We start from the raw sequence: 26,156 nt of genomic DNA, 5'->3' as shown, positions 1-26,156 counted from the left end.
GGATAATGTGATATTAATCACAAAAAACAATTATCTAAATAGCGAAAAGAAATAACGTAATTGAAGAGTTGTTTTTGGATATTTACTCTGTGCACATCTCAATTCATTACTCATGCAAGGAGAATCAAAAATGACAACTTATTTCGATCAAATTGAACAAGTTAAATATGAAGGTGCACAAACTACTAATCCATTTGCATATCGTTATTACGATGCAAATCGTGTGGTATTAGGTAAAACAATGGCGGAACATTTACGTTTAGCAGTATGTTATTGGCATACTTTCTGTTGGAATGGTACAGATATGTTTGGTACCGCTTCATTGGATAGACCTTGGCAAAAAAATCCAACTGCATTAGAAGCAGCAAAAGAAAAAGCGAATATTGCTTTTGAATTTATTAAAAAATTAGGTGTGCCTTATTACTGTTTCCATGATGTAGATGTCGCACCAGAAGGCAATTCTTTTAAAGAATATATCTATAATTTCTCAACTATTGTTGATTTATTAGCACAAAAACAAGCTGAAACAGGTATTAAATTGTTATGGGGTACAGCGAACTGTTTCACCAATAAACGTTATATGGCAGGCGCAGCAAGTAATCCGAATCCGGAAGTATTTGCTTGTGCAGCAACTCAAGTATTCAACGCTATGCAAGCAACGCATAAATTAGGCGGTGAAAACTATGTGTTATGGGGCGGACGTGAAGGTTATGAAACTTTATTAAATACTGACTTAAAACGTGAACGTGAACAACTTGGCCGTTTTATGCAGTTAGTGGTGGAAAATAAATATAAACTTGGTTTCAACGGTACATTGTTAATTGAACCAAAACCACAAGAACCAACTAAACACCAATACGACTATGATGTTGCGACAGTTTATGGCTTCTTAAAGCAATTTGGTTTAGAAAAAGAAATCAAAGTTAATATTGAAGCCAACCATGCAACTTTAGCAGGCCATACTTTCCAACACGAAGTAGCCACTGCTGCTGCATTAGGTATTCTAGGTTCAATCGATGCGAATCGTGGTGATGCACAACTTGGTTGGGATACAGACCAATTCCCTAACAGTGTTGAGGAAAATGCGTTAGTCATTTATGAAATCTTGAAAGCTGGTGGTTTAGGTACTGGTGGTTTCAACTTTGATGCGAAAATCCGCAGACAAAGTATTGATCGTTATGATCTTGTACACGCTCATATCGGTGGTATTGATGTCTTAGCTAAATCTTTATTGATTGCTGCAGAGATGATCGAAAATGACCGTTTACAAGCATTAAAAGATCAACGTTATGCTGGTTGGGATGCACAATTTGGTCAAGACATTCTTAATGGTAAACTTTCATTAGCTGATTTGGCTCAATATGTTACTGAGAAAGATCTTGCACCAGCACCAGTTTCTGGACGCCAAGAATTATTAGAAAATATTGTGAATTCTTATATTTATAAATAATAAAAGGAGATCAGGGAAAGAATAATGGCGGTTTCTTTCCCTTTATTTTTGTTATTGGTTTGGGTAGAGATTGAGGGGGTACTTATGTATCTCGGTATTGATTTAGGAACATCAGGTATTAAAGCAGTATTATTGGATGAACAACAACAGATTGTTGCGACTAGTACTGCTGGATTGACAGTAACTCGGCGACAAGCATTGTGGTCGGAGCAAGATCCTGCTGATTGGTGGCAAGCAGTACAACAATGTTTTGTTCAATTAGCCTCGGAACAAGATCTTACTAAAGTAAAAGCGATTGGTTTAACTGGACAGATGCATGGTGCAGTGATGTTGGATCGGCATGATGAAGTGCTTTATCCTGCGATTTTATGGAATGACGGTCGTAGTTTTGCTGAATGTCATGAGTTAGAGCAACTAGTACCAAATTCTCGAGAAATTACAGGTAATTTAATGATGCCAGGATTCACTGCGCCAAAAGTGAAATGGATTGAAAAGCATGAACCTGATGTGTTTCAGAAAATTGCGAAAGTCTTATTACCAAAAGATTATTTGCGATTGTTGATGACGGGCGATTATGTGAGTGAAATGTCTGATGCAGCTGGAACAATGTGGTTAGATGTCGGAAAAAGATGTTGGAGTGAAACATTATTGTCGGCTTGTCATTTAACTGAACAACAGATGCCTCGTTTAGTTGAGGGAAATCAGGTTACAGGTTATTTATTGCCTGAATTAGCACAACAATGGGGAATGAATTCGGTACCTGTCGTTGCTGGTGGTGGTGATAATGCCGCAGGAGCAATAGGGGTTGGATTATATCAAGCTGGACAGGCGATGTTATCGTTAGGAACATCAGGTGTTTATTTTGTAGTTACTGATAAATATTTGAGTAATCCAAGTAAAGCAGTGCATAGTTTCTGCCACGCATTACCAAATCGCTGGCATTTAATGTCTGTTTTGTTGAGTGCTGCTTCTTGCATTGACTGGGCAAATAAAGCGTTGGGCATTAATGATATTTCTCGCTTTTTTGCATTGGCTGAACAAGCACAAAGTAGTAAGGATGTGTTATTTTTACCTTATCTCTCCGGTGAGCGTACACCACATAATGATCCTTATGCGACAGGTGTTTTTTGGGGATTACATCACGATACAAACCAAGCTGAAATGGCAAGAGCTGTGGTTGAAGGGGTCAGTTTTGCATTAACAGAAGGGATTGAAGTATTACATGAAACAGGTGTTGTTGCTGAATCAATTACTTTAATTGGTGGCGGTGCGAAGAGTTATTTTTGGCGCCAGTTATTAGCGAATATTAGTGGTAAAACCTTTGAATATCGAGTCGGTGGCGATGTAGGGCCGGCATTAGGTGCCGCTAAATTAGCACAAATGGCATTATATCCAGAACAAGATGTTGCCGATTTTTGTCCACCATTACAATTAGAAGCACGCTATACACCTGATCCACAACAATTTAAACATTATCGTGAAAAGTACGAGAAGTTTAAACAGCTATATCAACATGTTAAGTATTTGTAATTAAATAAGATAGATGAAAAACATACTGGTAGTAGCTAGTATGTTTTTTACGATTTAAGCTAATGCCTCTGAATTATACTTTGCTCGATACTCATTTGGGGTTTGTTGAAACTCTTTCTTAAAAACAAAATAAAAATACTGCACAGAGGGATAACCACAAATTTCAGCAATTTCTTGAATTGGAATTTGGGTGTCATTTAATAACTGTTTTGCTTTATTCATTTTTTCATCATGTAAAACTTGATGAATAGTTTTCCCCATTTCGATACGAAAACGATTTTCTAAATTAGAACGTGAAGCCTTAACGTAGTCTAAAACTTGTTCCACTTTGATCCCAGAACAAGCATTTAAGCGAATATAATGTAGTGCTTGAATGATTAAAGGGTCTTGAATAGAACGATAATCTGTTGAGGTTCTGGCTTCAACATTGATTGGTGGAATTAAAAATGGGCTATGCTTAATTGGACGATTTTCAATTAATGCATGTAGTAATTTAGCAGCTTGATATCCCATATTTTTTGTTCCTTGACGAACTGATGATAAAGGAACACGCGAAAATGCTTGAATGAGTTCTTCATTATCAATACCAATAATGCAAAGTTGATCTGGTACTGGAATATCTAATAAGTCGCAGGTTTGCAGTAAATGTCTAGCGCGAGCATCGGTAACCGCAATAATTCCGGTATGTTTAGGTAAGGAGAGAATCCATTCGGTTAATTCTTGTTGGGCTTGCTGCCAATTTTGGGAATGTGTTTCATGACCAAGATAAATTTCTGGTTGATAATTGTTTTTAGCCATAATACGTTCAAACGCCATTTTGCGTTCAGTGGACCAATGTTGAAATCCCGGATCGGGTAAACCGTAAAAGGCAAAATTGTTAATCCCTTTTTGTTGCAGGTGCTCAAATGCAAATTGAAGGATGGCATTATTATCAGTGGCAACATAGGGAATATTTTTCGGATAATTATTTTCATCTTGATAAGAGCTACCCACTGCTACCACAGGAATATCGCTATTAATGAGTTTTTGGACTAAGACTGGATCATCAAAGTCAGCAATAATGCCATCTAAATTTTGTGGATCTAAAGCTAATTCGCGATGAATAAAATCATCTTCTAAGAAAACATTCCAAGAAACACGAGAAGCTTGAATGTATTCGCCAATTCCTGCCATTACTTCACGATCGTAAACTTTATTTGCATTAAAGAATAAAGCGATTTGGTAATAAGGCTTTGACATTGTGCTCTCCTTGCTTAATTAAGCGATAGTCATTTGAAAAAATGTAGTTTGATCACTCCTTGATCTGTTTTACTACACTTAAGATCTCTCCATTATTGGTTTTGGTCACCAACATCTGCCCAATGGCAACTTGTTTTGTACTCGTAATAAGTTGGTGGTTTTCTGTTGTTGTCACAGTATAACCACGTTGTAGCACCTTTAATGGACTAATACTGTCTAAACGACTGCTAAGTTGAGATAACTGATAACGTTGTTGTTGTAACAGCATATTCATTGCAGCGGTTAAACGATAATGCCATTGTTGTAAGTTCTGTTGTTGATACAAAATATTGTCACTAAGGTGAATTCGCCATAAACGTTGTTGTAGCCGTTGTTGCTGTTGTTGTCGTTTTTGCAAGTAAAGTTGGATGGCTTTATACAAACGATCATTCAGATATTGATATTGCTGTTTTTGCAATGCTAAACGAGTTTGAGGGTGTTGATTTTGTAAGCGTAGTTGCAATTTTTCTAGGCGTTGGCGAGCCTGATTGATAAGGTAATTAAATGCTATCTCAAGTCGTTGTTGTAAATAATCAATTTTTTGCCACAATTCTTTTTGATCGCGACTTAATAATTCAGCGGCAGCTGATGGTGTTGAGGCGCGTAAATCTGCGACAAAGTCAGCAATCGTCACATCCGTTTCGTGTCCAACAGCGCTGATAATCGGAATAGACGATGCAAAAATCGCACGAGCCACAATCTCTTCATTAAAACACCAAAGATCTTCTAATGAACCGCCACCACGACCAACAATTAAAACATCACACTCTTGGCGCGCATTAGCAATTTCAATACTGCGTACAATATCTTGTGCTGCTTCTTTACCTTGTACCAGAGTTGGATAAATCACTATTTCTAAACTCGGGTTACGTCTTCGCAAAATCTGCAAAATATCGTGTAAAGCTGCACCGCTAGAAGAAGTAATCACACCAATTCGTTGGCAGACAGAGGGCAATGGCTTCTTCCATTGTTGTGCAAATAAGCCCTCAGCGGCTAATTTCATTTTCAGTTGTTCAAACTGTTGTTGCAATAAACCTTCGCCTGCTGGCTGCATACTATCAACAATAATCTGATAATCGCCGCGGGGTTCATATAGACTAACACTAGCTTTGACAAGAACCTGCATACCGTTTTGCGGCTTAAAAGCAACACGCAAGTTGCGCATACGGAACATTGCCGCTCTCACTTGTGCATCATTATCTTTTAGTGTGAAATACCAATGCCCTGATACAGGTTGAGAAAAATTAGAAATTTCACCAGTAAGCCATAATGATCCTAATTGCTGCTCCAATAACTCTTTTGCACAGCGGTTAAGTTGGCTAATAGATAAAATTGGCGGATTGGTTTGGTTCAACATCATTGCAATTATTCCGTATCTAATAACAACCAACCATTGTCAAGCCAGTCACACAAGCTATCTAATAATAAATTGAGCGAAATGTCTTGGCTGACATATTGTTGCAAAGTATGCCAATCTAACGCATTGCCATCAGCAAGATAAGCTAATAGCTGACACTCGGTGTTATTTAATTCATCAATCCATTCACCGTTAATAAAGATATTGTCATTGTCGGTATAGATAATCTTACTATTCGCATCTTGAATAATGATATCGCCTTGTTGTAAGGCTTCTTGTAACTCCTCTGGATAATATTCATCTTCTGTCGCTAATAAATTGTAACGGCGTGTACTGACTGTGGTTGCTACAGCTTGACTAAATAGGTCATCAAATTGTGAAGAGTTTTGTAAGAGTGAAATCAGCTGTTGTTTTAATGTTGCGATATTTTCTGGAGAGAGTAAGCCATTATTTTGTAGATTCGGTGCTAAACGAAATGGGATAGCAAAATCACTGCTGTTAAGTTGTTCACTATGATGTTCTAATGCTTTGCAGAAATTTTCTAAAATGTCGCTAGCGTTTGGGTAACGTAAACCAAAAGAGAAGGTAAGACAGTCGCTCTCTGCCACACCGTAATGCGATAAACGAGATGGCACATATAGCACATCACCAGGTTGCATCACTTCATCAAGGATTAATTCACCCAAATCATCAAAAATACGGATAGGCTGATTCGCTTTAAATTCAGTAGAAGGATCGCACCATTTACCTAACTGCCAACGACGTTGTCCATAACCTTGTACTAGAAAAACATCATATTCATCATAATGTTTACCCACTGAACCGCCTTTCGGAGCAAAGGAAACCATAATGTCATCACGCTGCCATTGCGGAATAAAGGCAAATGCTTGCCATAATTTGCCCAGCTCTGGCGACCATTGCTCTAAATTTTGTACTAATACTGACCACTTTTCAGGTAAATGTTTAAAATCTTTTGCGGTTAGCGGACTTGTTTTGAGTTGCCATTTCTCTTCACCGTTATGTTGATGCGTTTGAATTAAACGTGCTGTTACCTCTTCTTCTTGTGCTAATTCGACAATATCCTGAGGTTCAAACATACCAACAATTTGTTGCAATCCTTGTCGAATGAGTAATGGCTGTTTTTGCCAGTAATCACGTAAGAAAATTTCAGGGGTGATGTGTTTTGGTAGGCAATAATTTGTTTCCATTGTTATATCTCTGATTGCTGGTTAGGTGTTTTATTTTGCTTTCTGTTCTTGTTGCTGTGCAGCACGTTTACGACGAATTTCTTTTGGATCGGCTAAGAGAGGACGATAAATTTCGACGCGATCTCCTTCTTGCAAAATATCGGTTAATTTCGCTAAGCGACCGAAAATGCCGACTTTATTTTCGCGTAGATCAATATCGTGGAATACTTGTAATACGCCGGATTGTAAAATGGCTGATTGTACATTGCAGCCCTCTGGCAAACGGACTCTTTTTAAGAAAAATTGTTGTGGTAGTGCGTATGTGACTTCAACATTAATTTCAGCCATGATAAATCTCCTTGGCACGTTGCTTAAAGGCTTGCACCATTTGTGAGGTAAGTTGTTGGAATATTTTGCCAAACATCTTTTCTACTAAAGCGTTACTGAATTCAAATTGTAATTGTAGGCTGATTTGTGATGAAAACTCATCTAAGGGTAAAAAACGCCATTCGCCTTGTAGTTGTTTAAATGGTCCTTTAACCAATTTCATCTGGATTGATTGGTAAGGAGTCATTGTATTATGTGTAGTAAATGCTAAACGAATCCCTGCTTTACTTACCACTAATTCTGCATCTAATTCATTGCCTTGTTGCTGCAAGGTTTGGCTAGCAACACAACCAGGTAGAAATTGAGGATAGAGTTCATATTGATTTACTAAGTGATACATTTGTTCAGCGCTATGCGGCACTAATGTGGTTTGTGATACTTTATTCATAATTGTTAGAGATAAACACAAATGCCATGTATTATACGCATTTTCGATAGGAATTATAGCTTCTGCATTGTTAGAAGCTGGACGAGTGAAAATAGATAATGAATATAACCCTATTAACTTTATTGGCAGACGCTAAACCGCATACTTATGCGCAACTTTGTCAAACTTTAGCGCTAGACAGTGCAACATTAATGACGGAGTTGGAACAATTACAACAATCGGGAATTCAACTAATCAAAGAAGAGCAATATTGTTATTGGTTACCAACCGCTGAATTATTAGATCGCAATTTTTTACAACAAGCATTACCACACAATCATCTTATTATTAAACCAGTAATTGATTCGACTAATCAGTATGTTTTAGATCATTTACGGGAATTAGCAAATAACAGTGTCTGTTTAGCAGAATATCAAACAGCAGGGCGTGGGCGACGTGGCCGTAAATGGCTTTCACCTTTTGCAGGACAAGTGATTTTAAGTTTTTATCGTACCTTTGCTAAAGATATTCCTTTATCAGGTTTAAGCCTAGCAATTGGAATTGCGGTAGCCAGAGCGTTGACACTGTTAAATTTTCAGCAAGTGCAATTAAAATGGCCAAATGATATTTGGCTAGCTGGAAAGAAATTAGGCGGAATTCTGATTGAGATGAAGCAACATTCCGATTTATCACATTACCAAGTAGTGATTGGTATAGGTTTGAATGTAGCCTTGCCAACAGAAATCACTTTAGATCAACCGATTACAATGTTGAGCCAGCAGCAAAAAATCGATCGTAATTTAGTGATTAAAGAGTTAATTTTGCAGTTAAACAGTGTGTTGGATCTATTTAGTGAAAAAGGGTTAACACCGTTGCTAGATGAATGGCAGCAATATGATCTTTTTTATCAGCAACCAGTAGAATTATTATTGGAGAAACAACAATTGAGCGGTGTTGAACAAGGTATTACAGCACAAGGAGAATTGTTGCTGCAAACTGATCAGGGAGAGATTAAAACATTTGCGATTGGTGAGATCTCTTTGCGCGGTAAGGATTAGATTAATGGTAAAAATGCTAAGTATTTGGTGGTTAAGGGACTTAGCATTTTTAGAAAATTATCAGCGATAAATTTTATTGATCAGTTTGCTGATATTCAGCAGCAGTGGTCACATAATTTTGTGCTGAAATAGGTAAAAAGGCGAGCTCATTCTCTGTTAATGGTCGCACTTGTTTAACTGGCGAACCTAGATAAAGATAACCGCCTACTAAACGTTTTCTTGGTGGTACTAAACTACCAGCGCCGATAATGACATCATCTTCAATAACTGCATCATCAAGAATAATCGTTCCCATACCGACTAATACGCGATTGCCTATGGTGCAGCCATGTAGTGTCACGTGATGACCAATGGTGACATCTTCGCCGATATGTAAAGGCGAGCCTTGCGGATTGCTTTCACTGCTTCTCGTAGTATGCAAAACACTTAAATCTTGAACATTACTGCGCGCACCAATGCGAATATCATTAACATCACCGCGTAATACTGCACCTGGCCAAATTGATACTTGATCAGCTAACCATACTTTCCCGATTACCGTAGCGGCTTCATCAATATAAACATGTTCACCAAGTTGTGGTTGATTGGATAAGTATTTGCGTATAGTCATAGTTGATCCTTGCTTTGTATGAAAATTATAGAAAATAAATGGTCAGCATTTGCTGACCACTTATCAGATTAAGGATTACGTTTAAATTTACTAAAGTCAGGTTGGCGTTTTTCATTAAAGGCATTACGGCCTTCTTGTCCTTCTTCAGTCATATAGAATAACATTGTTGCGTTACCTGCCAGCTCTTGTAAGCCAGCTTGTCCATCGCAGTCTGCATTGAGCGCAGCTTTTAAGCAACGCAATGCGATAGGGCTATTTTGTAACATTTCACGACACCAACGCACTGTTTCTTTTTCTAAATCAGCATATGGTACCACAGTATTAACAAGTCCCATATCTAGTGCTTCTTGTGCATTGTATTGACGGCAAAGGAACCAAATTTCACGAGCTTTCTTTTGTCCTACGATACGAGCCATATAAGAAGCGCCCCAACCGCCATCAAAAGAACCTACTTTTGGACCTGTTTGACCAAAAATGGCATTTTCTGCAGCAATGGTTAGATCACACATCATATGTAAAACATGACCACCGCCAATCGCATAGCCAGCTACCATTGCGACTACTGGTTTTGGACAGGTGCGAATATCACGTTGGAAATCAAGTACATTCAAATGGTGTACCCCTTGATCATCTTTATAACCACCGTAATCACCGCGCACTTTTTGATCACCGCCTGAACAGAAGGCTTTTTCACCTTGTCCAGTTAGTACAATTACACCGATTTTTTCATCAAAACGTGCGTCAGCAAAAGCTTGAATCATCTCTTTAACGGTTTGTGGACGAAACGCATTGCGAACTTGAGGACGGTTAATCGTAATTTTAGCGATACCGTCAGTAGATTTGTGATACAAAATATCAGTATAACCTGCACTGCAATCTTGCCATTCAACTGGTGCATATAAAAAGTCTTCACTTGGATATAACATAGATTTTCCTTTTTTATTGACAAAATAGGGTAGCCAACTTAGCAGCAAACTCGGTTGGCTGATGAACATGCGCATTATGCCCAACTTTACTAATTAATGTTAGGTTTAATTGTTGTTTTTCGGCGAGTTGGCGAAATTTTTGATCGTTTTCACCACAAAAATAGTGAAATTTTTCCGGTTGTGAACGAATGATTTGCCATAATTCAGGTTGTTTAGCTAATGATGTTGCTAATAACATTTTACTCAAGGATTGTGGTTGGTTATTCGCTCTTAATTGAATTAACTGTTGGCGTTGTTGAGCGTTAAGATCAGCAAATACAGCTTGCTGATACCAATCTTGTAATACTATATAAATCGGTTCTTCAGCAAAACGAGTAGCCCAAGATAGATCATTTTGCCAACGTAAATCTCTTTCTTGTTGGCAAGTAAGCCCTAAATTCGCTCCTTCTAAACACACTTTTTGTAAAGCATATACTGGAAAGGCAGTTTGTGTTGCAAAATAGGCAGCTAAGCGCCCCCCCAAAGAGTATCCTATCAAATGATAAGGTTGTTGTTGCACGCATTGGTAAATGTGTTGCGATAACCACGCTGCGGTGTCGGCAAAATCTTTGACTTGAATGTGAGTATTTTTGCCATGTCCTGGTAAATCTAAACAGTAACAACGTACTTTATTAGGTAAGTGTGCTACAACAGCGTTCCAGTCTTCACTGGAACCAAGAAAACCATGTAAAAAAATAAAGTTTTGCATATTTCACTTAATACTTTTGATCGAGCCAGTGTTGTAAGTATTCAGTATGTTGCTGCCATTGCTGTAATTGCTCAATACGTTCGTTTAAATGCTGTTCCCAATCAGGCTCTTCGCCATCTTGAATATGTTTACTAATTTCTTGTAACTGTTTTAAACCTACGGATGAAGCCGCGCCTTTAATTTTATGCGCAATTTCACAAAGCGCTTGTTTATGCTGCTGATCTTGACGGTAAGTTTCTGCTAAATGTACTAACTCTTGCATATAATCTGGCATCATTGATGAGAACAAATTAAGATTGTTTTGAATCGTATTTTTACCAAGAATATTGGATAACTCATTCAACATCATTACATCTAATTTTTGCCAAAGTTCTGAATCTTTAGTTTTGTTAAGTATTGCGGGTTCTGTAACAGATTCTTCTGATTCGACAGTTTGTGGTTGTAAATCAAATAAAGAAAGTAAACATTGGTTGAGTGCATCGAGTGAAAGCGGTTTTTGTAATACATCATCCATACCATGCTTAAAGTAGTCTTGTTTATTTGCAACAACATTTGCAGTGAGGGCGACTAATGGTGGGAGATAATCATATTTTTCTTGCTCATATTGTTGATGTAAATATTCTGCTACTTCAAAACCGGTCATATCTGGTAAATGAATATCCAGTAATACCAAATCATATTGTTTTTCTTCGCACATTTTGATGGCATCTTTACCCGTCATAGCTACATCAACTTGATAACCTAGTTTTTCTAAGACCGAGCGAGCAACAATAATATTAATTTCAATATCTTCCACTAATAAGATAGAGAGGTGTTGTAATTCTGGAACAGTGACAATCGGCGGTAATTTAATCGCTTCTTCAGCTTTGAAGGTAAAGGTAAATGTAGAACCTTTGCCCGGTTCACTATGTACAGTTAAATTACCATTCATTAATTTTGCGATACGTTTTGAGATTGATAGACCAATACCACTACCGAGGGCTTTTTGATTACCAGCTCTAACTTGATAATACATGGCAAAGATTTTTTTCTGTTCAGATTGCGGAATACCAACGCCAGTGTCGGTAAGTGCAAAACTATAAGTTTGTTGATCTAAACGAGAAAAACGTAATGTTAAACCACCTACCGTAGTGAATTTAACGGCATTATTGATTAAATTCCATAAGATTTGTGAAATACGTGCATAGTCCAACATTAAGAAATTTGGCAAGTTATCGTCGTACTCTAGTTTGAAATAGAGATTTTTTTGGTTTGCCATAAAGGTAGCAAAATTATCAATATCGCTTAATAAACGTAATACATCTGTTTCTTTTTTATAGAGCTGAATACGACTTGAATCTAATTTTTCTAAGTCAATGATATCGCTAAAGATATGTCCAAGTGAAACAGCGCTTACATTGATAGTGTGCAAATAATTACGCTGTTTTTCATTAAGCTGGCTATCTAGAAGAATACGGCTTAAACCGATAATACCATTTAATGGAGTACGTAATTCGTGACTAATGGTTGCCATCAGTGTCGATTTATCACGATTCGCTTTTTCGATGGTTTCTTGGTAGCGTTTGTGTTCGGTAATGTCACGGCCAAAACCGAGCAAGCAATGCTGCTGATTAATTTGATCATAATAAGGAACTTTTCTAATTTCAAAACAGGCTAATTTACCATTTGGATATTTGAACCATTGCTCATAAGTCATACCAATATTGTTTTCTAATACTGCCTTATCTGTGCCTTGGATATATTTGGCAATATCATCTGAAAATGTTTCAGCAATGGTTAAACTCTTTAATTCACTTTCATTTTTTCCGGTCAATAGTTCCATGGCACGATTACATTCGAGGAATTTACCATTTTCTGAACGAGAAAAGACCAGATCGGGTGAAGAATCAATAAATGAGCGTAGAAAATCGGCTTTTTGTTGTAGTGCAAGTTGTGCTTTATTTTTTTCACTAATCTCTTTTTCTAAAAGAGCTAATGTTGTGGAAAGCTGTTGATTAGATTCATGTAGGCGTTGTCTAGATCTCTCTAATTTTTCAACAATAACATTAAAAAAATAGATAACAAAAGGCGCTGAAATTAAACCAAAGCTAATGGAACGAATGATATCCATCCAATAGATTTGTCCAGTAACAAAAATGCTAAGTAGAATTTGTACACAGAGCGCAAAGACAGCTAATACCGCAATACCGAGAATGGAAAAACGTAAACGTCCTAGCCGAATAACCCAATCAATATATTTTTGCACTGAGTGCCTAATATCAACCATATTTTATCCTTGGCAATGAAGTATGAAAAAAGAAAGGATAAATCTTCATATTAAATTTATCCTTATCTCTTTATGAATATTAATGTTTAAATAAGCGTCTTTGGCGTGTTGAGTAACTACGTTTAAATTGACTTAATGCAACGAATAACCAGATAACAATATAGGCAATAAAAACGACAACTAGCCATTGAGGCATAGTATAGCCAAGAAAACGCCATGTGATATCGCTGCAAGAACCACTAGCTTGGAAAATTTGTGGAAACCATTGATCAAGCGGTAAGGTTTGTGGAAAGTCAGGACGGAATTCACATTGTTTCCAAGGCGCAGGATTAAGTTGTAAATCAACATGTTCTAATGCTAACAATAGACCTTTAATTGCACCCCACGCCCCGACAACAATGCCTGCGATCCTAACTAATAAAGAAGCAGGATAAATAGCACCAATTAATGCACCAAAAATTACGCCAAGCAATGCAACACGTTCATAAATACACATAACACAAGGATGTAATCCCATACCATGTTGAAAATAGAGGGCTGACCCCTCAAGCGCTAAACCAGATAGCGCCATAATTAGCCAAGCTGTTCGTGTTAAAGACCAAGATTTAAATAAAGTGAGCATCGCCTATCCTTTTTAATGTACTGGTGGAATATGTGGTGCTGGAATTAATCCCCATTGTGTAAATAATGCGGCAAGTTCTGGTAAGAAGAACTCAACGCCAATTAAGCCTACAAGAGATAACACAATAGTATAAGGTAACGCCATAAGCACCATTCTACCATAAGATAAACGAATTAATGGGGCAAATGATGAAGTTAATAAAAATAAGAATGCAGCTTGCCCATTTGGTGTTGCAACAGACGGTAGATTAGTACCGGTGTTGATAGCTACGGCAATGTTTTCAAATTGGGAAAGGGTAATTTTGCCAGCCTCTAATGCCGCTTTTGCCTCATTAATATAAACGGTACCAACGAAAACGTTATCTGAAATAGAGGACAATAGTCCGTTGAAAATGTAGAACAACATTAATTGTGAGCTTTCACTAGCACTTAATACAAATTGAATAATGCCACCGAAAAGATGTTGGTCAATAATTACTGCAACAACTGTGAAGAAGACAACGAGTAATGCAGTAAATGGTAATGATTCTTGGAAGGCACGACCAATGGTATGTTCATCTGTAATACCACAGAATGAAGTGGTAAGAATAATAATGGTTAAGCCAATTAAGCCCACTGCTGCAAGGTGGAAAGCAAGACCAATAATCAACCAAACTGCGATAATAGCTTGAATCACTAATTTGATGCGATCGCTGCGTGTCATTTTTTCACTTTGGCTGCGATCTAGAATGGCTAGCACTAACCAAACACGACGTGGTAAATGCGCACCATAACCAAATAATTTAAATTTTTCCAAAATATAACAGGTGGATAAACCACAAATTAATACAGGTACGGTGACAGGCGTCATACGGAAGAAAAATTCACCAAAATGCCAGCCAGCTTGTTCAGCGATAATTAAGTTTTGTGGTTCTCCCACCATTGTCATTACGCCGCCTAATGCTGTCCCTACTCCAGAGTGCATCATTAAACTACGTAAAAAAGCACGGAACTCTTCTAACGTTTTCTTAGCGCTAGTAATTTTGTCATCATTAGTAATATCAGTCGAGTCATCAAATTTATTCCCTGAAGCTATTTTGTGATAAACACCATAAAAGCCCATACATACACTAATAACAACAGCGACAACGGTTAGAGCATCAAGGAAAGCAGAGAGGAAAGCGGCACTAATACAGAAAGCTAAAGATAAGGTGATTTTGGAATGAATAGTGAGTAACAATTTAGTGAAGAGAAACAGCAATAATTGCTTCATAAAATAGATACCAGCCACCATAAACATCAATAACATAATAACTTCAAAATTAGCCATAATTTCATGCTTGATATGTTCTGGTGTCGTCATTCCAATAATGACCGATTCTAGAGCAAGTAAACCACCTGGTTGTAATGGATAACATTTTAATGCCATGGCAAGCGTAAAAATAAATTCTGCTACAAGCAGCCATCCAGCTAGAAAGGGATCAACGTAAAAAATAGGAGGATTAATAATTAAGAAGCCGATAATTAGTAATTTGTACCAATTTGGACTTTGCCCTAAAAAATTTTGCATACCTGCTTGCAAATAGGCCATACCGTCATCTCCATAGACTTTAGATTATATTTCTCAAAATGTTGTGTTTTTTTAATTTACAACTGACTCGATTGTAATACAATCTTGCAAATTTATTTCACTCGATGTTAGGTTTATTTGTGAATGATCAAAGATTTTTATCTTTTTCATTTACTATGAGCAATTTATGGTGTGAAACGTACAAAATATAAGTAATGAAGAGCAGCATATGATCTTTTTTAGCAATAGTTGTAAATAAAAGGTTTTATCAGTTCTGTCTGTTGAAATAGAATAACAAGGTAAGGTAATGGCAGTAAATAATGATGTCATCAAAGCGCATAGTCCTGCTGGATTAGCGGAAGAGTACATAATTAGAAGCATTTGGAATAATCATTTTCCTCCAGGGAGCGATCTTCCAGCGGAACGAGAATTAGCGGATAAAATCGGCGTAACACGTACAACGTTGCGTGAAGTCTTGCAACGCTTAGCGCGCGATGGCTGGCTAAGTATTCAGCATGGTAAGCCAACTCGAGTTAATGATATTTGGGAAACTTCAGGGCTGAATATTTTAGAAGCCTTGATTAAATTGGACGGTACGCGTGTACCGACAATTATTGCCAATATTCTCTCTGCAAGAACGAATATCTCTGCAATTTATATTAGTAAAGCATTTCGTATTGCTAAGGAAGAATCTCTCACGATTTTTGAACCATTAGCTAAGCTTAAAGATACAGCAGAAGCTTATACTGCATTTGATTATGACTTATTCCGTAAATTGGCATTTGCGTCTCATAATCCAGTGTACGGCTTAATTTTAAATAGTTTAAAGAGCTTATATGAACGTGTAGGGCGTTTCTATTTTTCTAACCCACTAAGTCGTGATTTAGCCTTAAAATTTTATCATCAGCTATATGCAATTTGTCAGGCTGGAAAGGTAGAACAGGTTAGACCATGTATTCGTCAATATGGAATTGAAAGTGGGTTAATCTGGTCATCTATGCAGCAACATTTACCAGAAAACTTTAATGAATAAAATTTGATGTAGATCACAAAAAAGTTATCTGTTATCTTGCGATTGCACAATGGCGGATTTTCGTAAAAAAGAAGTTTGTGCTATAATTCGCCGCAGTTACACCATGGTTAATTTTCTTTTTATAGAATTAAACGTGGTTTAATTAGATTTTTGTTTAACATTTAATATAGGTAAAAATACTATGGCAATTAAAATTGGTATTAATGGCTTTGGCCGTATCGGTCGTATCGTTTTCCGTGCAGCTCAACATCGTGATGATATCGAAGTTGTTGGTATCAACGACTTAATCGATGTTGATTACATGGCATATATGTTGAAATATGATTCAACTCACGGTCGTTTCGACGGTTCTGTTGAAGTTAAAGATGGTAACTTAGTAGTAAACGGTAAAACAATTCGTGTTACTGCTGAACGTGATCCAGCAAACTTAAAATGGAACGAAATCGGTGTTGATGTAGTAGTTGAAGCAACAGGTTTATTCTTAACTGATGAAACAGCTCGTAAACACATCACTGCAGGTGCGAAAAAAGTTGTTATGACTGGTCCTTCAAAAGACAGCACTCCAATGTTCGTAAATGGTGTTAACTTCGACAGCTATGCTGGTCAAGATATCGTTTCTAACGCATCTTGTACAACTAACTGCTTAGCGCCAATTGCTAAAGTATTAAATGACAAATGGGGTATCAAAGACGGTTTAATGACAACTGTTCACGCAACTACAGCTACTCAAAAAACTGTAGATGGTCCATCAGCTAAAGACTGGCGTGGTGGTCGTGGTGCTTCTCAAAACATCATCCCTTCATCAACTGGTGCTGCTAAAGCAGTAGGTAAAGTTATCCCAGCATTAAATGGTAAATTAACTGGTATGGCATTCCGTGTACCTACTCCAAACGTATCTGTTGTTGACTTAACAGTTAACTTAGAAAAACCAGCTACTTATGCTGAAATTTGTGCAGAAATGAAACGTGCTTCTGAAAATGAATTAAAAGGTGTTTTAGGGTATACAGAAGATGACGTAGTATCAACAGACTTCAATGGCTGTTCATTAACTTCTATTTTCGATGCGAAAGCTGGTATCCAATTAACTGATACTTACGTTAAAGTTGTTTCTTGGTATGACAACGAAACTGGTTACTCAAACAAAGTATTAGACTTAGTTGCTCATATCTCTAAATAATTAATTATTGAGCAATAAAAAAAACCGCCGAAATGGCGGTTTTTTATTAGAAGTATTATTTGAAATATTTCTGAGCATTGTTGAAACAGATATTTTCTACCATTGTTCCTAATAGGTTAATGTCATTTGGCGTTTCTCCATTTTCTACCCATTTGCCGATCATCTCGCAGAGAATACGCCTGAAATATTCATGTCTAGTGTAAGATAAGAAACTACGAGAATCAGTTAACATACCAATGAATTGGCTCAATAGACCTAATTGAGACAATTGTTGTAGTTGTCGTTCCATACCATCTTTCTGATCATTGAACCACCAACCTGAACCAAATTGGATCTTTCCAGGGATTCCTCCAGTTTGAAAATTACCAATCATACTAGCGATCATTTCATTATCTCTAGGATTTAAACAATACAGAATAGTTTTAGGAAGACAATTTGTTTGATCCATAAGATCTAAAAGATGGGATAATGATTCTGCATAACATCGATCTGCAATAGAATCAAAACCACTATCTGGTCCAAGTAATTTAAACATTCTCGTATTATTATTACGTAGAGCACCAATGTGCATTTGCATAACCCAATTACGTTCTGAGTATTGTTGTGCTAACCAAACTAGAATTGCAGTATTAAATTGAGCTATTTGTAAGTCAGACAGTTCTTTCCCTTGTAAACGATTTTGTAAAATATGGTCTAATGTTTGTTCGTTAGGGATAGAAGCGAAACGGACGATTTCGATACCATGATCTGCTGATTTACATCCATGTTTATCAAAATGATCTAATCGTTTTATTAGTGCTAGTTTCAAAGTAGAAAAAGAGTGGATATTTACATTACTTATCTCCGACAAATCAGCAATATAATCTATGAAGTTAGGTAATTCGATCTTAAATACTTTGTCTGGTCGCCAGCTTGGAACAACCTGAATTCCAAATGTTGAATCTTTGGTAATTTTCTGGTGATATTCAAGAGAATCGATAGGATCATCAGTTGTTCCTATCAGTTTGACATTCATCTGTTGCAAGATACCTCGTGTAGAAAATTCAGGTTGTTGCAATAACTCATTACATTGATGCCAAATTTTTTCAGCAGAATCTTGGTTAAATAATATATTTGTGATACCAAAAGGACGACGTAATTCTAAATGTGTCCAATGGTAAATCGGATTTCCAATGCAAAGTGGAACAGTTTTTGCCCATGCAAGATATTTCTGATAATTGCTAGCTGTACCTGTAATCAGTTCTTCATCAATACCAGCTGTTCTCATTGCACGCCATTTGTAATGATCTCCAGCTAACCATATTTCTGTTAAATCCTTAAATTGTCTATTTTCAGCAATATCCTTAGGACTTAAATGACAGTGGTAATCAAAAATAGGTTGAGGTGCTGCATATTGATGATATAACTGTTTTGCAGTTTCTGTTGATAATAAAAAATCTTCATCCATAAAAGGTTTCATTTTACACTCCACTATAAGCAGAAAAACCACCATCAACAGGGACAATAACACCGTTTACAAAACTAGAGTATTCACTATCAATTAAAAATAGTAAGGTACCTAGTAATTCTTCCGGTTCTCCAAAACGTCCCATTGGAGTATTAGTTAAAATCTTATTGGCTCTGGCTGTTGGTTTACCATTTTCATCAAATAATAAAGCTTGATTTTGATTGCTAACCAAGAATCCTGGTGCAATTGCATTACAACGAATACCCACTTTAGAAAAATAAACCGCTAACCATTGAGTAAAATTACTAATTGCAGCTTTTGCACCAGAATAAGCAGGAATCTTTGTTAATGGAGTGAATGCATTCATGCTAGAAATATTGATAATGCTCGCGCCAGACTTACCGATCATGTCTTTGGCAAATACTTGGGTTGGTAATAGAGTACCTAAGTAATTAAGATTAAATACAAATTCAATACCAGATTTATCTAATTCAAAAAAGGTTTTGGTATTTTCTGGTAAATCTAATAAATGGAATTCATTATCGGTTGTTGCTTTTGGATTATTACCGCCTGCACCATTAATTAAAATATCACAAGTACCGAAATCTGTAAGAATTTGATCTCTGGTTGCTTGAATACTTTCCAATTCTAAAACATTTGTTTTATAGGCTTTTGCACAACCCCCATTTTGATTAATCTCTTCCGCTACTTTATTTGCTGCATCATAATTAATATCTAGCAAAGCAATTTTTGCTTGTGTTTTTGCCAGTTCTTTAGCTAAAAAAGCACAAAGTACACCACCAGCACCAGAAATAACGATCAGTTTATTTTTCAAATTATGATTTTTTGCTATATTCATGATTCAACTCCTTGTTTTTATTAAAATAAACGGCATTTTGGTAAATGCCGCTAATAGGTGATTAGATTGAATAAGTTTATTTACCTAATTCATCTATTCTTTCAATATATGATTTAATTGTAGGATTTTGTCTAGCGGCATCATGCATGCTTTTTACTGCTTCCACAAATGGTTGTTTGTCCACTTGTATAAATTGAACATTCAATTGTTTTTTTGCTTTTTCAACTTCTTCTGCAATCATTTTTGTCCAAAGTTCTTTATGGAATAACATTGATTCATCAGCAGCTTTCTTTAATGCAGCTTGTTGTTCAGGAGTAAGTTTATTCCAAGATTTTAGACTGATTAATAAAACATCTGGAATCATAGTATGTTGGTCTTCACTAAAATATTTAGCCACCTCGCCATGACGAGCCAAAGTTAAAGCAGTTTCATTGTTTTCAGCACCATCTACAACTTTTTGTTGTAATGCAGTATAGAGTTCACCATATGCCAAAGGTGTTGGTGATGCCCCCATTAATTTCATCATTTCTACAGCTGAAGGGCTAGGTTGTACACGAATCTTCATCCCTTTAAGATCTGCTGGGGTTTTTATTGGTTTATTAGCATAGAAACTTCTAGCGCCACCATCATAGTAGGTTAAACCGATAAAACCTTTATCTTTAGATACTAGAAGAATTTTTTGACCGACTTCTGAATCACTTAAAGTACGATAGTAGTGTTCCCTGTCTTTAAATAGATAAGGTACATTGAATGCAGTATAAGATGGTTCAAATGCTTCCATTTCACTTGCATTTGATTTAGCCATATCAAGTGAACCAGATTGCAATAACTCCATTGATTCACGTTGTGTACCTAACTGGCTATTTGGATAAATCCTGATAATAACTTCTCCATTAGTTAATTTTTTGACTTCATCTGCCATATGTTGCATTGAGATGTGTACAGGATGTGTTTTGTCATTATTATGGCTAAGTTTTAATACAGTTTTAGCTTGAACTGAAAATGCAACTCCCATAGAGAGTAAAGAAGTTAAAGCTACGGAAATAATAGTTTTCTTCATAAAAAGATCTCCTGCCAGTTAATAAATAGATGATTTAACTTTTTGAAAATAGGTAAACCAATTTTCGTTTATTCACAATATCGTTCATATTGTTGGTGTAAATATAGCCATAAGATTAGATAGTTCAATCCAATTTTTCTTAATTGGTGAACCAGATCACAAATTTGAGATAATTTTATTGATATTTGGTTTATTTTAATCAAAATTGGAATACCAAAATCGATATAAAGAGGTAAATGATATGAATAGATTCATTAATATTATTAATCGAATTCTTTCTAGTATGTGTGTAGTGCTATGTTCAGTGCTAGTTATCTGCGTAGTGTGGCAAGTATGTTCTCGATATATCTTAAATACACCAAGTACTTATACAGATGAAATGGCTAGATTTTTATTTATTTGGGTAGGGTTAATTGGTGCTGCTTATGCATTAGGACAGAAAAAACACTTAGCGATAGATTTATTAGCCACAAAATTGGAAGCATCTCCAAGTAAACAAAATGTATTGAACTTGTGTATCAATATTGTTGGTGTTGTTTTTACGCTTTCTATTATGTGTTATGGCGGTATGAGATTAGTACAAGACACTATTGCTAATGGCCAGATTTCTCCAGTCATAGGTATTCAGATGGGAGTAGTTTATTTGGCTATTCCTATTAGTGGCATATTTATGCTGATTTATTTGGTTCGAGATATTTTAGAAAACTTTAAACAATTCTCTCATTAAATAAGGAATATTATTATGGAATGGTCAACAGTCCTTGTTCTTAGTGGTAGTTTCTTTGTACTTTTATTTATTGGTGTACCAATTTCATTCTCGATTGGTATCGCATCATTACTAACAATTATGCTGTCACTTCCTGTAGATTCGGCAATTGCTGTTATTGCACAAAAGATGGCTTCAGGATTAGATAGTTTTTCTTTATTAGCAATTCCGTTTTTTATTTTAGCTGGAAATATTATGAATCGAGGCGGAATTGCATTGAGGTTAATTGAATTTGCAAAAGTGATTGGTGGAAGACTACCTGGTTCTCTTGCTCATGTGAATGTATTAGCTAATATGATGTTTGGGTCTATTTCAGGATCAGCTGTAGCTTCTGGTGCTGCAATGGGTGGTATTATGTCTCCATTGCAAAAAAAAGAGGGATATGATCCCGCATTTTCTGCAGCAGTTAATATTGCATCCTGTCCTACAGGATTACTAATTCCACCAAGTAACACATTTATTGTTTATTCTTTAATTTCTGGTGGAACTTCAATAGGTGCGTTATTTTTAGCAGGATATATACCTGGGATATTGATGGGGTTATCTATCATGTTAGTAATAGGGTTTATTGCTAAAAAACGTCATTATCCAGTATCACCTAAACCAACGTATAGTGAAGCATTAAAGAAAACATTAGATGCATTGCCGAGTTTGGGATTGATTGTAGTCATTATGGGAGGAATTATAGGAGGTATTTTTACGGCTACAGAAGCTTCCGCCTTTGCAGTTGTTTATACTCTTATTCTAGCAATGGTAGTATATCGTGAAGTTAAATTAAAAGAATTACCTCAAATTATCCTTGATTCTGTTATTACTACTGCAATCGTATTGTTGTTAATTGGGACTTCAATGGGTATGTCTTGGGCTATGGCGAATGCAGATATTCCTTATACTATTAGTGATGCATTATTATCTATTTCTGATAATCCAATTATTATTCTACTTATTATTAATGTGATTCTATTAGTTGTTGGTGTCTTCATGGATATGACTCCAGCACTTCTTATTTTTACCCCAATTTTTCTGCCTATTGTTACAGAACTAGGTATGGATCCTGTCCATTTTGGCGTTCTAATGGCATTTAATCTTTCTATTGGTATATGCACACCACCAGTCGGTAGTGCATTATTTATAGGATGTTCTGTTGGTGGAATTAAGATTAATCAAGTAATTAAACCTCTTTTACCTTTCTATGCTGTTTTGGTACTGACATTATTCTTAGTAACTTACATTCCTGATATTAGTCTCTTTTTACCAAGAGTTTTATTAGGTTATTAATTTATAAGAGGCAGAAAAAATGAAAACATTGAAAAATTGGATATATCAAAAACAAGCTAATAATCAAATTGATATTGAATGTGAACATAATTTTAAATTACATATTTTTGTGTTAGAAGAAGATATTTTCAGAGTTGCATTTTCTCGTAATAATGAATTTCGTGTACCACACACTTGGGCAATAACTCCAAATAAAAAAGATATTGCATGGACGGGTAGAGATAAATGGACAACAGATGGATTCACTTTACCAGAATATAAATTTCATCATGATGAATCTAGTATTGAAATTTCAACACATAGGTTGAAAGTAATAATTCATAAACCTTTGTGGCTTGAATGGCAATGTTATACAGAAAACGGATGGCAAACATTTGCTCAAGATAGAAAGAGTGGTGCTTATTTATTAGGAGTATCTCAAAATAAAATTTCTCATTTTATGCAAAGAACAGCAATGGATCGTTATTATGGTTTAGGAGAGAAAGCTGGAAATCTAAATCGTCAAGGCCGTCGTTTTGAAATGAGGAATTTAGATGCGATGGGATATAATGCAGAAAAAACGGATCCATTATATAAACATATTCCTTTTTATATCACTAATATCTCTAATATTAGTTATGGCATTTATTATGATAATTTGGCTAATTGTTGGTTTGATTTAGGAAATGAGTTAGATAATTATCATGCAGCATATCGTTCATATCGTTCAGAAGATGGAGATTTAGATTATTATTTTATATTAGGTCCTAAAATCTTAGATGTAACTAAAAAATATTGTGCATTAACAGGAGGAACTATTTTCGGACCTAAATGGAGTCTAGGTTATAGTGGTTCAACAATGCATTATACTGATGCACCAGATGCGCAAGAACAATTAAAGAAATTTGTAGATTTATGCAGAATTCATAATATTCCATGTGATTCATTTCAACTTTCTTCAGGATATACATCAATTAATGATAAACGTTATGTATTCAATTGGAATAGAGAAAAAATTCCTAATCCTAGAGGTATGAGTGAGTATTTTCATCAAGCTAATATGAAATTAGCTGCAAATATTAAGCCATGTTTGTTACAAGATCATCCAAAGTATGAAGAGGTTGCTAATCAAGGCTTATTTATACAAGATTCTATTGTAGATGCTCCAGAACGTTCAATGTTTTGGGATGATGAAGGATCACATTTAGATTTTACTAATCCTAAGACCATAGAATGGTGGAAGCATAATGTCACATCTCAATTATTGGAGTATGGGATTGATTCAACTTGGAATGACAATAATGAATTTGAAGTTTGGGATGAACAAGCTCGTTGTTGTTATTTTGGTAATACAAAACCGATTAAATTACTTCGCCCGTTGATGCCATTATTGATGATGAAAGCATCTTATGAGGCACAATTATCATATAAGCCTAATAGTCGTCCTTATTTAATTTCTCGTTCTGGTTCACCAGGAATGAATCGTTATGTACAAACATGGAGTGGGGATAATAGAACAAGCTGGAATACACTGAAATACAATATCAAAATGGGATTGGGAATGAGTTTGTCTGCATTATATAACGTAGGACACGATGTGGGCGGTTTCTCTGGCGACAAACCAGATCCAGAATTATTTGTACGTTGGGTACAAAATGGAGTGATGCACCCTCGTTTTACAATTCATTCTTGGAATGATGATCATACTGTTAATGAGCCGTGGATGTACCCTGAAGTTACTGATATTGTTAGAAGAACAATTCAATTACGTTATCATCTAGTTCCTTATTTATATAATCTTTTATGGATGGCACATAAATATGATGAACCAATGTTACGTCCAACATTTTTAGATTATGAAGAGGATGTAAAAACGTTTGAAGAAAATGATGATTATCTACTAGGTAGAGATTTATTAGTAGCTTCTGTAGTGGAACCATCTCAAAGAGAAAGGAAGGTTTATTTACCAGCAAATAAAACTGGTTGGTATGATTTTTATACTCAAGAGTGGTATAGCGGTGGACAAGATATTATTGTTCCTGCACCACTAGAACGTATCCCTTTGTTTATTAGAGCAGGCTCCGTTATCCCTATGAATCCGAAAAATTCAAATAATACAATCGAAGATCAATGTCGAGAATTTTTAGTTATGCCATTGCTTGGTACTGGTGAATATGAAGTTGAAATTTTTGATGATGATGGTGAAAGTTTTTCTTATTTAGACAAACAATATTTAATTCTAAATATGAGGGTCAGTTGTTTTGATAATCGTATCGATATTAATTTATCTAAGTCAGGGTTATTTATACCTCAATATGAGAAAATATACTTTAAATTACCAAATAATGAAAAAAGAGAATTATTTGTTAATGGGGAAAAAGTGACAGCAAATATGTCAATTTCATTATTGAATATCCATTAGGTTAGTTAGGAGATCATTATGATCACTGAAGATTTACGTTCTTATAAAAAGATTGGGAATGAGTTAAAGCAGCAACTATTTGATGGAACATATAAAATCGGTGATAAGTTACCAACAGAAAGAGATTTAGCTGAATCCTTTAATGTTAGTAGAACGGTCATTAGGGAAGCATTAATTATGTTGGAAATAGAAGGATTCGTTGAGGTAAGAAAAGGATCTGGAGTTTATTTAATTGATCTTCCGAGAGTGGCTGAGAATGATGATTCCATGCATCAAATAGATGTTGGTCCCTTCGAGTTATTACAGGCACGGCAGTTATTAGAAAGTAGTATTGCTGAGTTTGCAGCTATTCAAGCAACAAGGGGCGATATTATTAAATTAAAAGAAATATTATTACGTGAAAAACAAACATTAGAGCATGGTGATGAGGATTATGTAGCAGATGAAGACTTCCATCGAACTATTGCTGAGATTACTCAGAATGAAGTCATTATTCAAATGCAAAAATCGCTATGGGAGTTAAGGAATAATAGCAAGATGTGGCAAGGATTGCATATGCATATTCCTGATCAAAATTATCGTTATTTGTGGATTAAAGATCATGAAAATATTGTACTTGCTATGCAGAAAAAGGATCCAGTTTTAGCCAGAAAAGCAATGTGGCAGCATTTAGAAAATGTAAAACAGAAATTGTTTGAACTTTCTGATGTGGACGATCCGAATTTTGATGGTTATTTATTTAATATTAGCCCTGTTGTTGTAGGGATTGAAACGGAATGAATTAGAAGTTTATTGATATAA

At 35.8% G+C, this 26,156-nt stretch carries 23 protein-coding genes; 9 read left to right on the top strand and 14 right to left on the bottom strand.

Translation table 11 applies throughout. The features are described 5' to 3' along the window. Positions 1 to 130 precede the first annotated feature (130 nt). Both xylA and xylB read left to right on the top strand, forming a co-directional pair. Positions 131 to 1,450: a xylose isomerase gene (gene xylA / locus NYR30_RS10045; protein ID WP_066112367.1), complete on the top strand. Its 1,320-nt coding sequence runs from the start codon at positions 131 to 133 to the stop codon at positions 1,448 to 1,450. Between the two features lie 84 nt (positions 1,451 to 1,534). Further along, positions 1,535 to 2,980, top strand: a complete 1,446-nt coding sequence (xylB, locus tag NYR30_RS10040; RefSeq protein WP_302502478.1) for a xylulokinase — start codon at positions 1,535 to 1,537, stop codon at positions 2,978 to 2,980. Between the two features lie 54 nt (positions 2,981 to 3,034). Here xylB and NYR30_RS10035 read toward each other — a convergent pair whose 3' ends face one another. Genes NYR30_RS10035 through NYR30_RS10015 form a run of 5 tightly spaced genes read right to left on the bottom strand, consistent with a single transcriptional unit; the run spans position 3,035 to position 7,577 of the window. Continuing rightward, entirely contained in the window at positions 3,035 to 4,219 is a 1,185-nt protein-coding gene (locus NYR30_RS10035; RefSeq protein ID WP_066105873.1) for a XylR family transcriptional regulator, read from the bottom strand. A 52-nt stretch (positions 4,220 to 4,271) separates the two neighbouring features. Then, the gene (xseA, locus tag NYR30_RS10030; RefSeq protein WP_302500907.1) at positions 4,272 to 5,618 is read right to left on the bottom strand and encodes an exodeoxyribonuclease VII large subunit; all 1,347 of its coding nucleotides are present in this window, start codon (positions 5,616 to 5,618) and stop codon (positions 4,272 to 4,274) included. A 5-nt stretch (positions 5,619 to 5,623) separates the two neighbouring features. Continuing rightward, complete coding sequence (locus NYR30_RS10025) at positions 5,624 to 6,823, bottom strand: ribosomal protein uL16 3-hydroxylase (protein WP_302500905.1); 1,200 nt, start codon at positions 6,821 to 6,823, stop codon at positions 5,624 to 5,626. 30 nt (positions 6,824 to 6,853) lie between these two features. Next, on the bottom strand, positions 6,854 to 7,150 hold the full coding sequence (locus NYR30_RS10020; protein ID WP_302500903.1) for an RnfH family protein: 297 nt from the start codon (positions 7,148 to 7,150) through the stop codon (positions 6,854 to 6,856). Further along, on the bottom strand, positions 7,143 to 7,577 hold the full coding sequence (locus NYR30_RS10015; protein WP_302500900.1) for a type II toxin-antitoxin system RatA family toxin: 435 nt from the start codon (positions 7,575 to 7,577) through the stop codon (positions 7,143 to 7,145). Before NYR30_RS10015 ends, NYR30_RS10020 begins: the two co-directional genes overlap by 8 nt. Before the next feature lie 98 nt (positions 7,578 to 7,675). Here NYR30_RS10015 and birA point away from each other — a divergent pair, with 98 nt between their 5' ends. Further along, complete coding sequence (gene birA, locus NYR30_RS10010) at positions 7,676 to 8,614, top strand: bifunctional biotin--[acetyl-CoA-carboxylase] ligase/biotin operon repressor BirA (RefSeq protein ID WP_302500896.1); 939 nt, start codon at positions 7,676 to 7,678, stop codon at positions 8,612 to 8,614. 73 nt (positions 8,615 to 8,687) lie between these two features. Here birA and NYR30_RS10005 read toward each other — a convergent pair whose 3' ends face one another. The 6 genes from NYR30_RS10005 to nhaB all read right to left on the bottom strand — a co-directional run bounded on the left by NYR30_RS10005 (position 8,688) and on the right by nhaB (position 15,355). Next, complete coding sequence (locus NYR30_RS10005) at positions 8,688 to 9,224, bottom strand: gamma carbonic anhydrase family protein (RefSeq protein ID WP_302500893.1); 537 nt, start codon at positions 9,222 to 9,224, stop codon at positions 8,688 to 8,690. 68 nt (positions 9,225 to 9,292) lie between these two features. After that, positions 9,293 to 10,150 carry a 1,4-dihydroxy-2-naphthoyl-CoA synthase gene (menB, locus tag NYR30_RS10000; RefSeq protein WP_066105897.1) on the bottom strand — a complete coding sequence of 286 codons (858 nt, stop codon included), beginning with the start codon at positions 10,148 to 10,150 and terminating at the stop codon, positions 9,293 to 9,295. Positions 10,151 to 10,163: 13 nt separating this feature from the next. Further along, positions 10,164 to 10,898 (bottom strand): 2-succinyl-6-hydroxy-2,4-cyclohexadiene-1-carboxylate synthase, encoded by a 735-nt coding sequence (gene menH, locus NYR30_RS09995; protein WP_302500890.1) that lies wholly within the window; start codon positions 10,896 to 10,898, stop codon positions 10,164 to 10,166. Positions 10,899 to 10,905: 7 nt separating this feature from the next. Next, positions 10,906 to 13,164 carry an ATP-binding protein gene (locus NYR30_RS09990; RefSeq protein WP_302500888.1) on the bottom strand — a complete coding sequence of 753 codons (2,259 nt, stop codon included), beginning with the start codon at positions 13,162 to 13,164 and terminating at the stop codon, positions 10,906 to 10,908. Positions 13,165 to 13,243: 79 nt separating this feature from the next. Further along, a complete protein-coding gene (dsbB, locus tag NYR30_RS09985; protein ID WP_302500885.1) occupies positions 13,244 to 13,786 on the bottom strand; it encodes a disulfide bond formation protein DsbB in 543 nt (180 codons plus the stop codon). Between the two features lie 12 nt (positions 13,787 to 13,798). Further along, complete coding sequence (gene nhaB, locus NYR30_RS09980) at positions 13,799 to 15,355, bottom strand: sodium/proton antiporter NhaB (RefSeq protein WP_302500883.1); 1,557 nt, start codon at positions 15,353 to 15,355, stop codon at positions 13,799 to 13,801. Between the two features lie 286 nt (positions 15,356 to 15,641). Here nhaB and fadR point away from each other — a divergent pair, with 286 nt between their 5' ends. Beyond that, positions 15,642 to 16,367, top strand: a complete 726-nt coding sequence (fadR, locus tag NYR30_RS09975; protein WP_066112420.1) for a fatty acid metabolism transcriptional regulator FadR — start codon at positions 15,642 to 15,644, stop codon at positions 16,365 to 16,367. A gap of 181 nt (positions 16,368 to 16,548) precedes the next feature. Further along, positions 16,549 to 17,544 carry a glyceraldehyde-3-phosphate dehydrogenase gene (gene gapA, locus NYR30_RS09970; protein WP_302500880.1) on the top strand — a complete coding sequence of 332 codons (996 nt, stop codon included), beginning with the start codon at positions 16,549 to 16,551 and terminating at the stop codon, positions 17,542 to 17,544. A gap of 55 nt (positions 17,545 to 17,599) precedes the next feature. Here the strand turns inward: gapA and uxaC are convergent, their stop codons facing one another. The 3 genes from uxaC to NYR30_RS09955 all read right to left on the bottom strand — a co-directional run bounded on the left by uxaC (position 17,600) and on the right by NYR30_RS09955 (position 20,910). Then, the gene (gene uxaC / locus NYR30_RS09965; protein ID WP_066112426.1) at positions 17,600 to 19,003 is read right to left on the bottom strand and encodes a glucuronate isomerase; all 1,404 of its coding nucleotides are present in this window, start codon (positions 19,001 to 19,003) and stop codon (positions 17,600 to 17,602) included. Position 19,004: 1 nt separating this feature from the next. Next, positions 19,005 to 19,850 (bottom strand): SDR family oxidoreductase, encoded by an 846-nt coding sequence (locus NYR30_RS09960; protein WP_066105924.1) that lies wholly within the window; start codon positions 19,848 to 19,850, stop codon positions 19,005 to 19,007. 76 nt (positions 19,851 to 19,926) lie between these two features. Next, on the bottom strand, positions 19,927 to 20,910 hold the full coding sequence (locus NYR30_RS09955; protein WP_302500877.1) for a TRAP transporter substrate-binding protein: 984 nt from the start codon (positions 20,908 to 20,910) through the stop codon (positions 19,927 to 19,929). A gap of 241 nt (positions 20,911 to 21,151) precedes the next feature. Here NYR30_RS09955 and NYR30_RS09950 point away from each other — a divergent pair, with 241 nt between their 5' ends. From NYR30_RS09950 to NYR30_RS09935, 4 genes are read left to right on the top strand one after another with little or no spacing between them, the layout of a single operon-like run. Continuing rightward, the gene (locus NYR30_RS09950) at positions 21,152 to 21,637 is read left to right on the top strand and encodes a TRAP transporter small permease (RefSeq protein ID WP_302500875.1); all 486 of its coding nucleotides are present in this window, start codon (positions 21,152 to 21,154) and stop codon (positions 21,635 to 21,637) included. A 15-nt stretch (positions 21,638 to 21,652) separates the two neighbouring features. Continuing rightward, positions 21,653 to 22,954, top strand: coding sequence for a TRAP transporter large permease (locus tag NYR30_RS09945; RefSeq protein WP_302500873.1), 1,302 nt, complete (start codon positions 21,653 to 21,655; stop codon positions 22,952 to 22,954). A 19-nt stretch (positions 22,955 to 22,973) separates the two neighbouring features. Next, positions 22,974 to 25,355 (top strand): glycoside hydrolase family 31 protein, encoded by a 2,382-nt coding sequence (locus tag NYR30_RS09940; RefSeq protein ID WP_066105935.1) that lies wholly within the window; start codon positions 22,974 to 22,976, stop codon positions 25,353 to 25,355. 18 nt (positions 25,356 to 25,373) lie between these two features. Then, positions 25,374 to 26,135 carry an FCD domain-containing protein gene (locus NYR30_RS09935; protein WP_066105938.1) on the top strand — a complete coding sequence of 254 codons (762 nt, stop codon included), beginning with the start codon at positions 25,374 to 25,376 and terminating at the stop codon, positions 26,133 to 26,135. Positions 26,136 to 26,156 lie beyond the last annotated feature (21 nt).

This window comes from Gallibacterium salpingitidis, assembly GCF_030517105.1.
Lineage (GTDB): Bacteria > Pseudomonadota > Gammaproteobacteria > Enterobacterales > Pasteurellaceae > Gallibacterium > Gallibacterium salpingitidis.
Note: the sequence above shows the minus strand (reverse complement) of the source record. Positions and strands in the feature narration are given on the sequence as shown.

Excerpts from the sequence above, each read along its gene's own strand:
- fadR (WP_066112420.1), top strand. The coding sequence starts at position 15,642 with ATGGCAGTAAATAATGATGTCATCAAAGCGCATAGTCCTGCTGGATTA.
- NYR30_RS09960 (WP_066105924.1), bottom strand. The coding sequence starts at position 19,850 with ATGAATATAGCAAAAAATCATAATTTGAAAAATAAACTGATCGTTATT.
- NYR30_RS09945 (WP_302500873.1), top strand. The coding sequence starts at position 21,653 with ATGGAATGGTCAACAGTCCTTGTTCTTAGTGGTAGTTTCTTTGTACTT.
- uxaC (WP_066112426.1), bottom strand. The coding sequence starts at position 19,003 with ATGAAACCTTTTATGGATGAAGATTTTTTATTATCAACAGAAACTGCA.
- nhaB (WP_302500883.1), bottom strand. The coding sequence starts at position 15,355 with ATGGCCTATTTGCAAGCAGGTATGCAAAATTTTTTAGGGCAAAGTCCA.
- xylB (WP_302502478.1), top strand. The coding sequence starts at position 1,535 with ATGTATCTCGGTATTGATTTAGGAACATCAGGTATTAAAGCAGTATTA.
- NYR30_RS09935 (WP_066105938.1), top strand. The coding sequence starts at position 25,374 with ATGATCACTGAAGATTTACGTTCTTATAAAAAGATTGGGAATGAGTTA.
- xylA (WP_066112367.1), top strand. The coding sequence starts at position 131 with ATGACAACTTATTTCGATCAAATTGAACAAGTTAAATATGAAGGTGCA.
- gapA (WP_302500880.1), top strand. The coding sequence starts at position 16,549 with ATGGCAATTAAAATTGGTATTAATGGCTTTGGCCGTATCGGTCGTATC.
- xseA (WP_302500907.1), bottom strand. The coding sequence starts at position 5,618 with ATGATGTTGAACCAAACCAATCCGCCAATTTTATCTATTAGCCAACTT.
- menH (WP_302500890.1), bottom strand. The coding sequence starts at position 10,898 with ATGCAAAACTTTATTTTTTTACATGGTTTTCTTGGTTCCAGTGAAGAC.
- NYR30_RS10020 (WP_302500903.1), bottom strand. The coding sequence starts at position 7,150 with ATGGCTGAAATTAATGTTGAAGTCACATACGCACTACCACAACAATTT.
- NYR30_RS10005 (WP_302500893.1), bottom strand. The coding sequence starts at position 9,224 with ATGACTATACGCAAATACTTATCCAATCAACCACAACTTGGTGAACAT.
- NYR30_RS09950 (WP_302500875.1), top strand. The coding sequence starts at position 21,152 with ATGAATAGATTCATTAATATTATTAATCGAATTCTTTCTAGTATGTGT.
- dsbB (WP_302500885.1), bottom strand. The coding sequence starts at position 13,786 with ATGCTCACTTTATTTAAATCTTGGTCTTTAACACGAACAGCTTGGCTA.
- NYR30_RS10015 (WP_302500900.1), bottom strand. The coding sequence starts at position 7,577 with ATGAATAAAGTATCACAAACCACATTAGTGCCGCATAGCGCTGAACAA.
- NYR30_RS09940 (WP_066105935.1), top strand. The coding sequence starts at position 22,974 with ATGAAAACATTGAAAAATTGGATATATCAAAAACAAGCTAATAATCAA.
- NYR30_RS09990 (WP_302500888.1), bottom strand. The coding sequence starts at position 13,164 with ATGGTTGATATTAGGCACTCAGTGCAAAAATATATTGATTGGGTTATT.
- NYR30_RS10035 (WP_066105873.1), bottom strand. The coding sequence starts at position 4,219 with ATGTCAAAGCCTTATTACCAAATCGCTTTATTCTTTAATGCAAATAAA.
- NYR30_RS09955 (WP_302500877.1), bottom strand. The coding sequence starts at position 20,910 with ATGAAGAAAACTATTATTTCCGTAGCTTTAACTTCTTTACTCTCTATG.
- birA (WP_302500896.1), top strand. The coding sequence starts at position 7,676 with ATGAATATAACCCTATTAACTTTATTGGCAGACGCTAAACCGCATACT.
- menB (WP_066105897.1), bottom strand. The coding sequence starts at position 10,150 with ATGTTATATCCAAGTGAAGACTTTTTATATGCACCAGTTGAATGGCAA.
- NYR30_RS10025 (WP_302500905.1), bottom strand. The coding sequence starts at position 6,823 with ATGGAAACAAATTATTGCCTACCAAAACACATCACCCCTGAAATTTTC.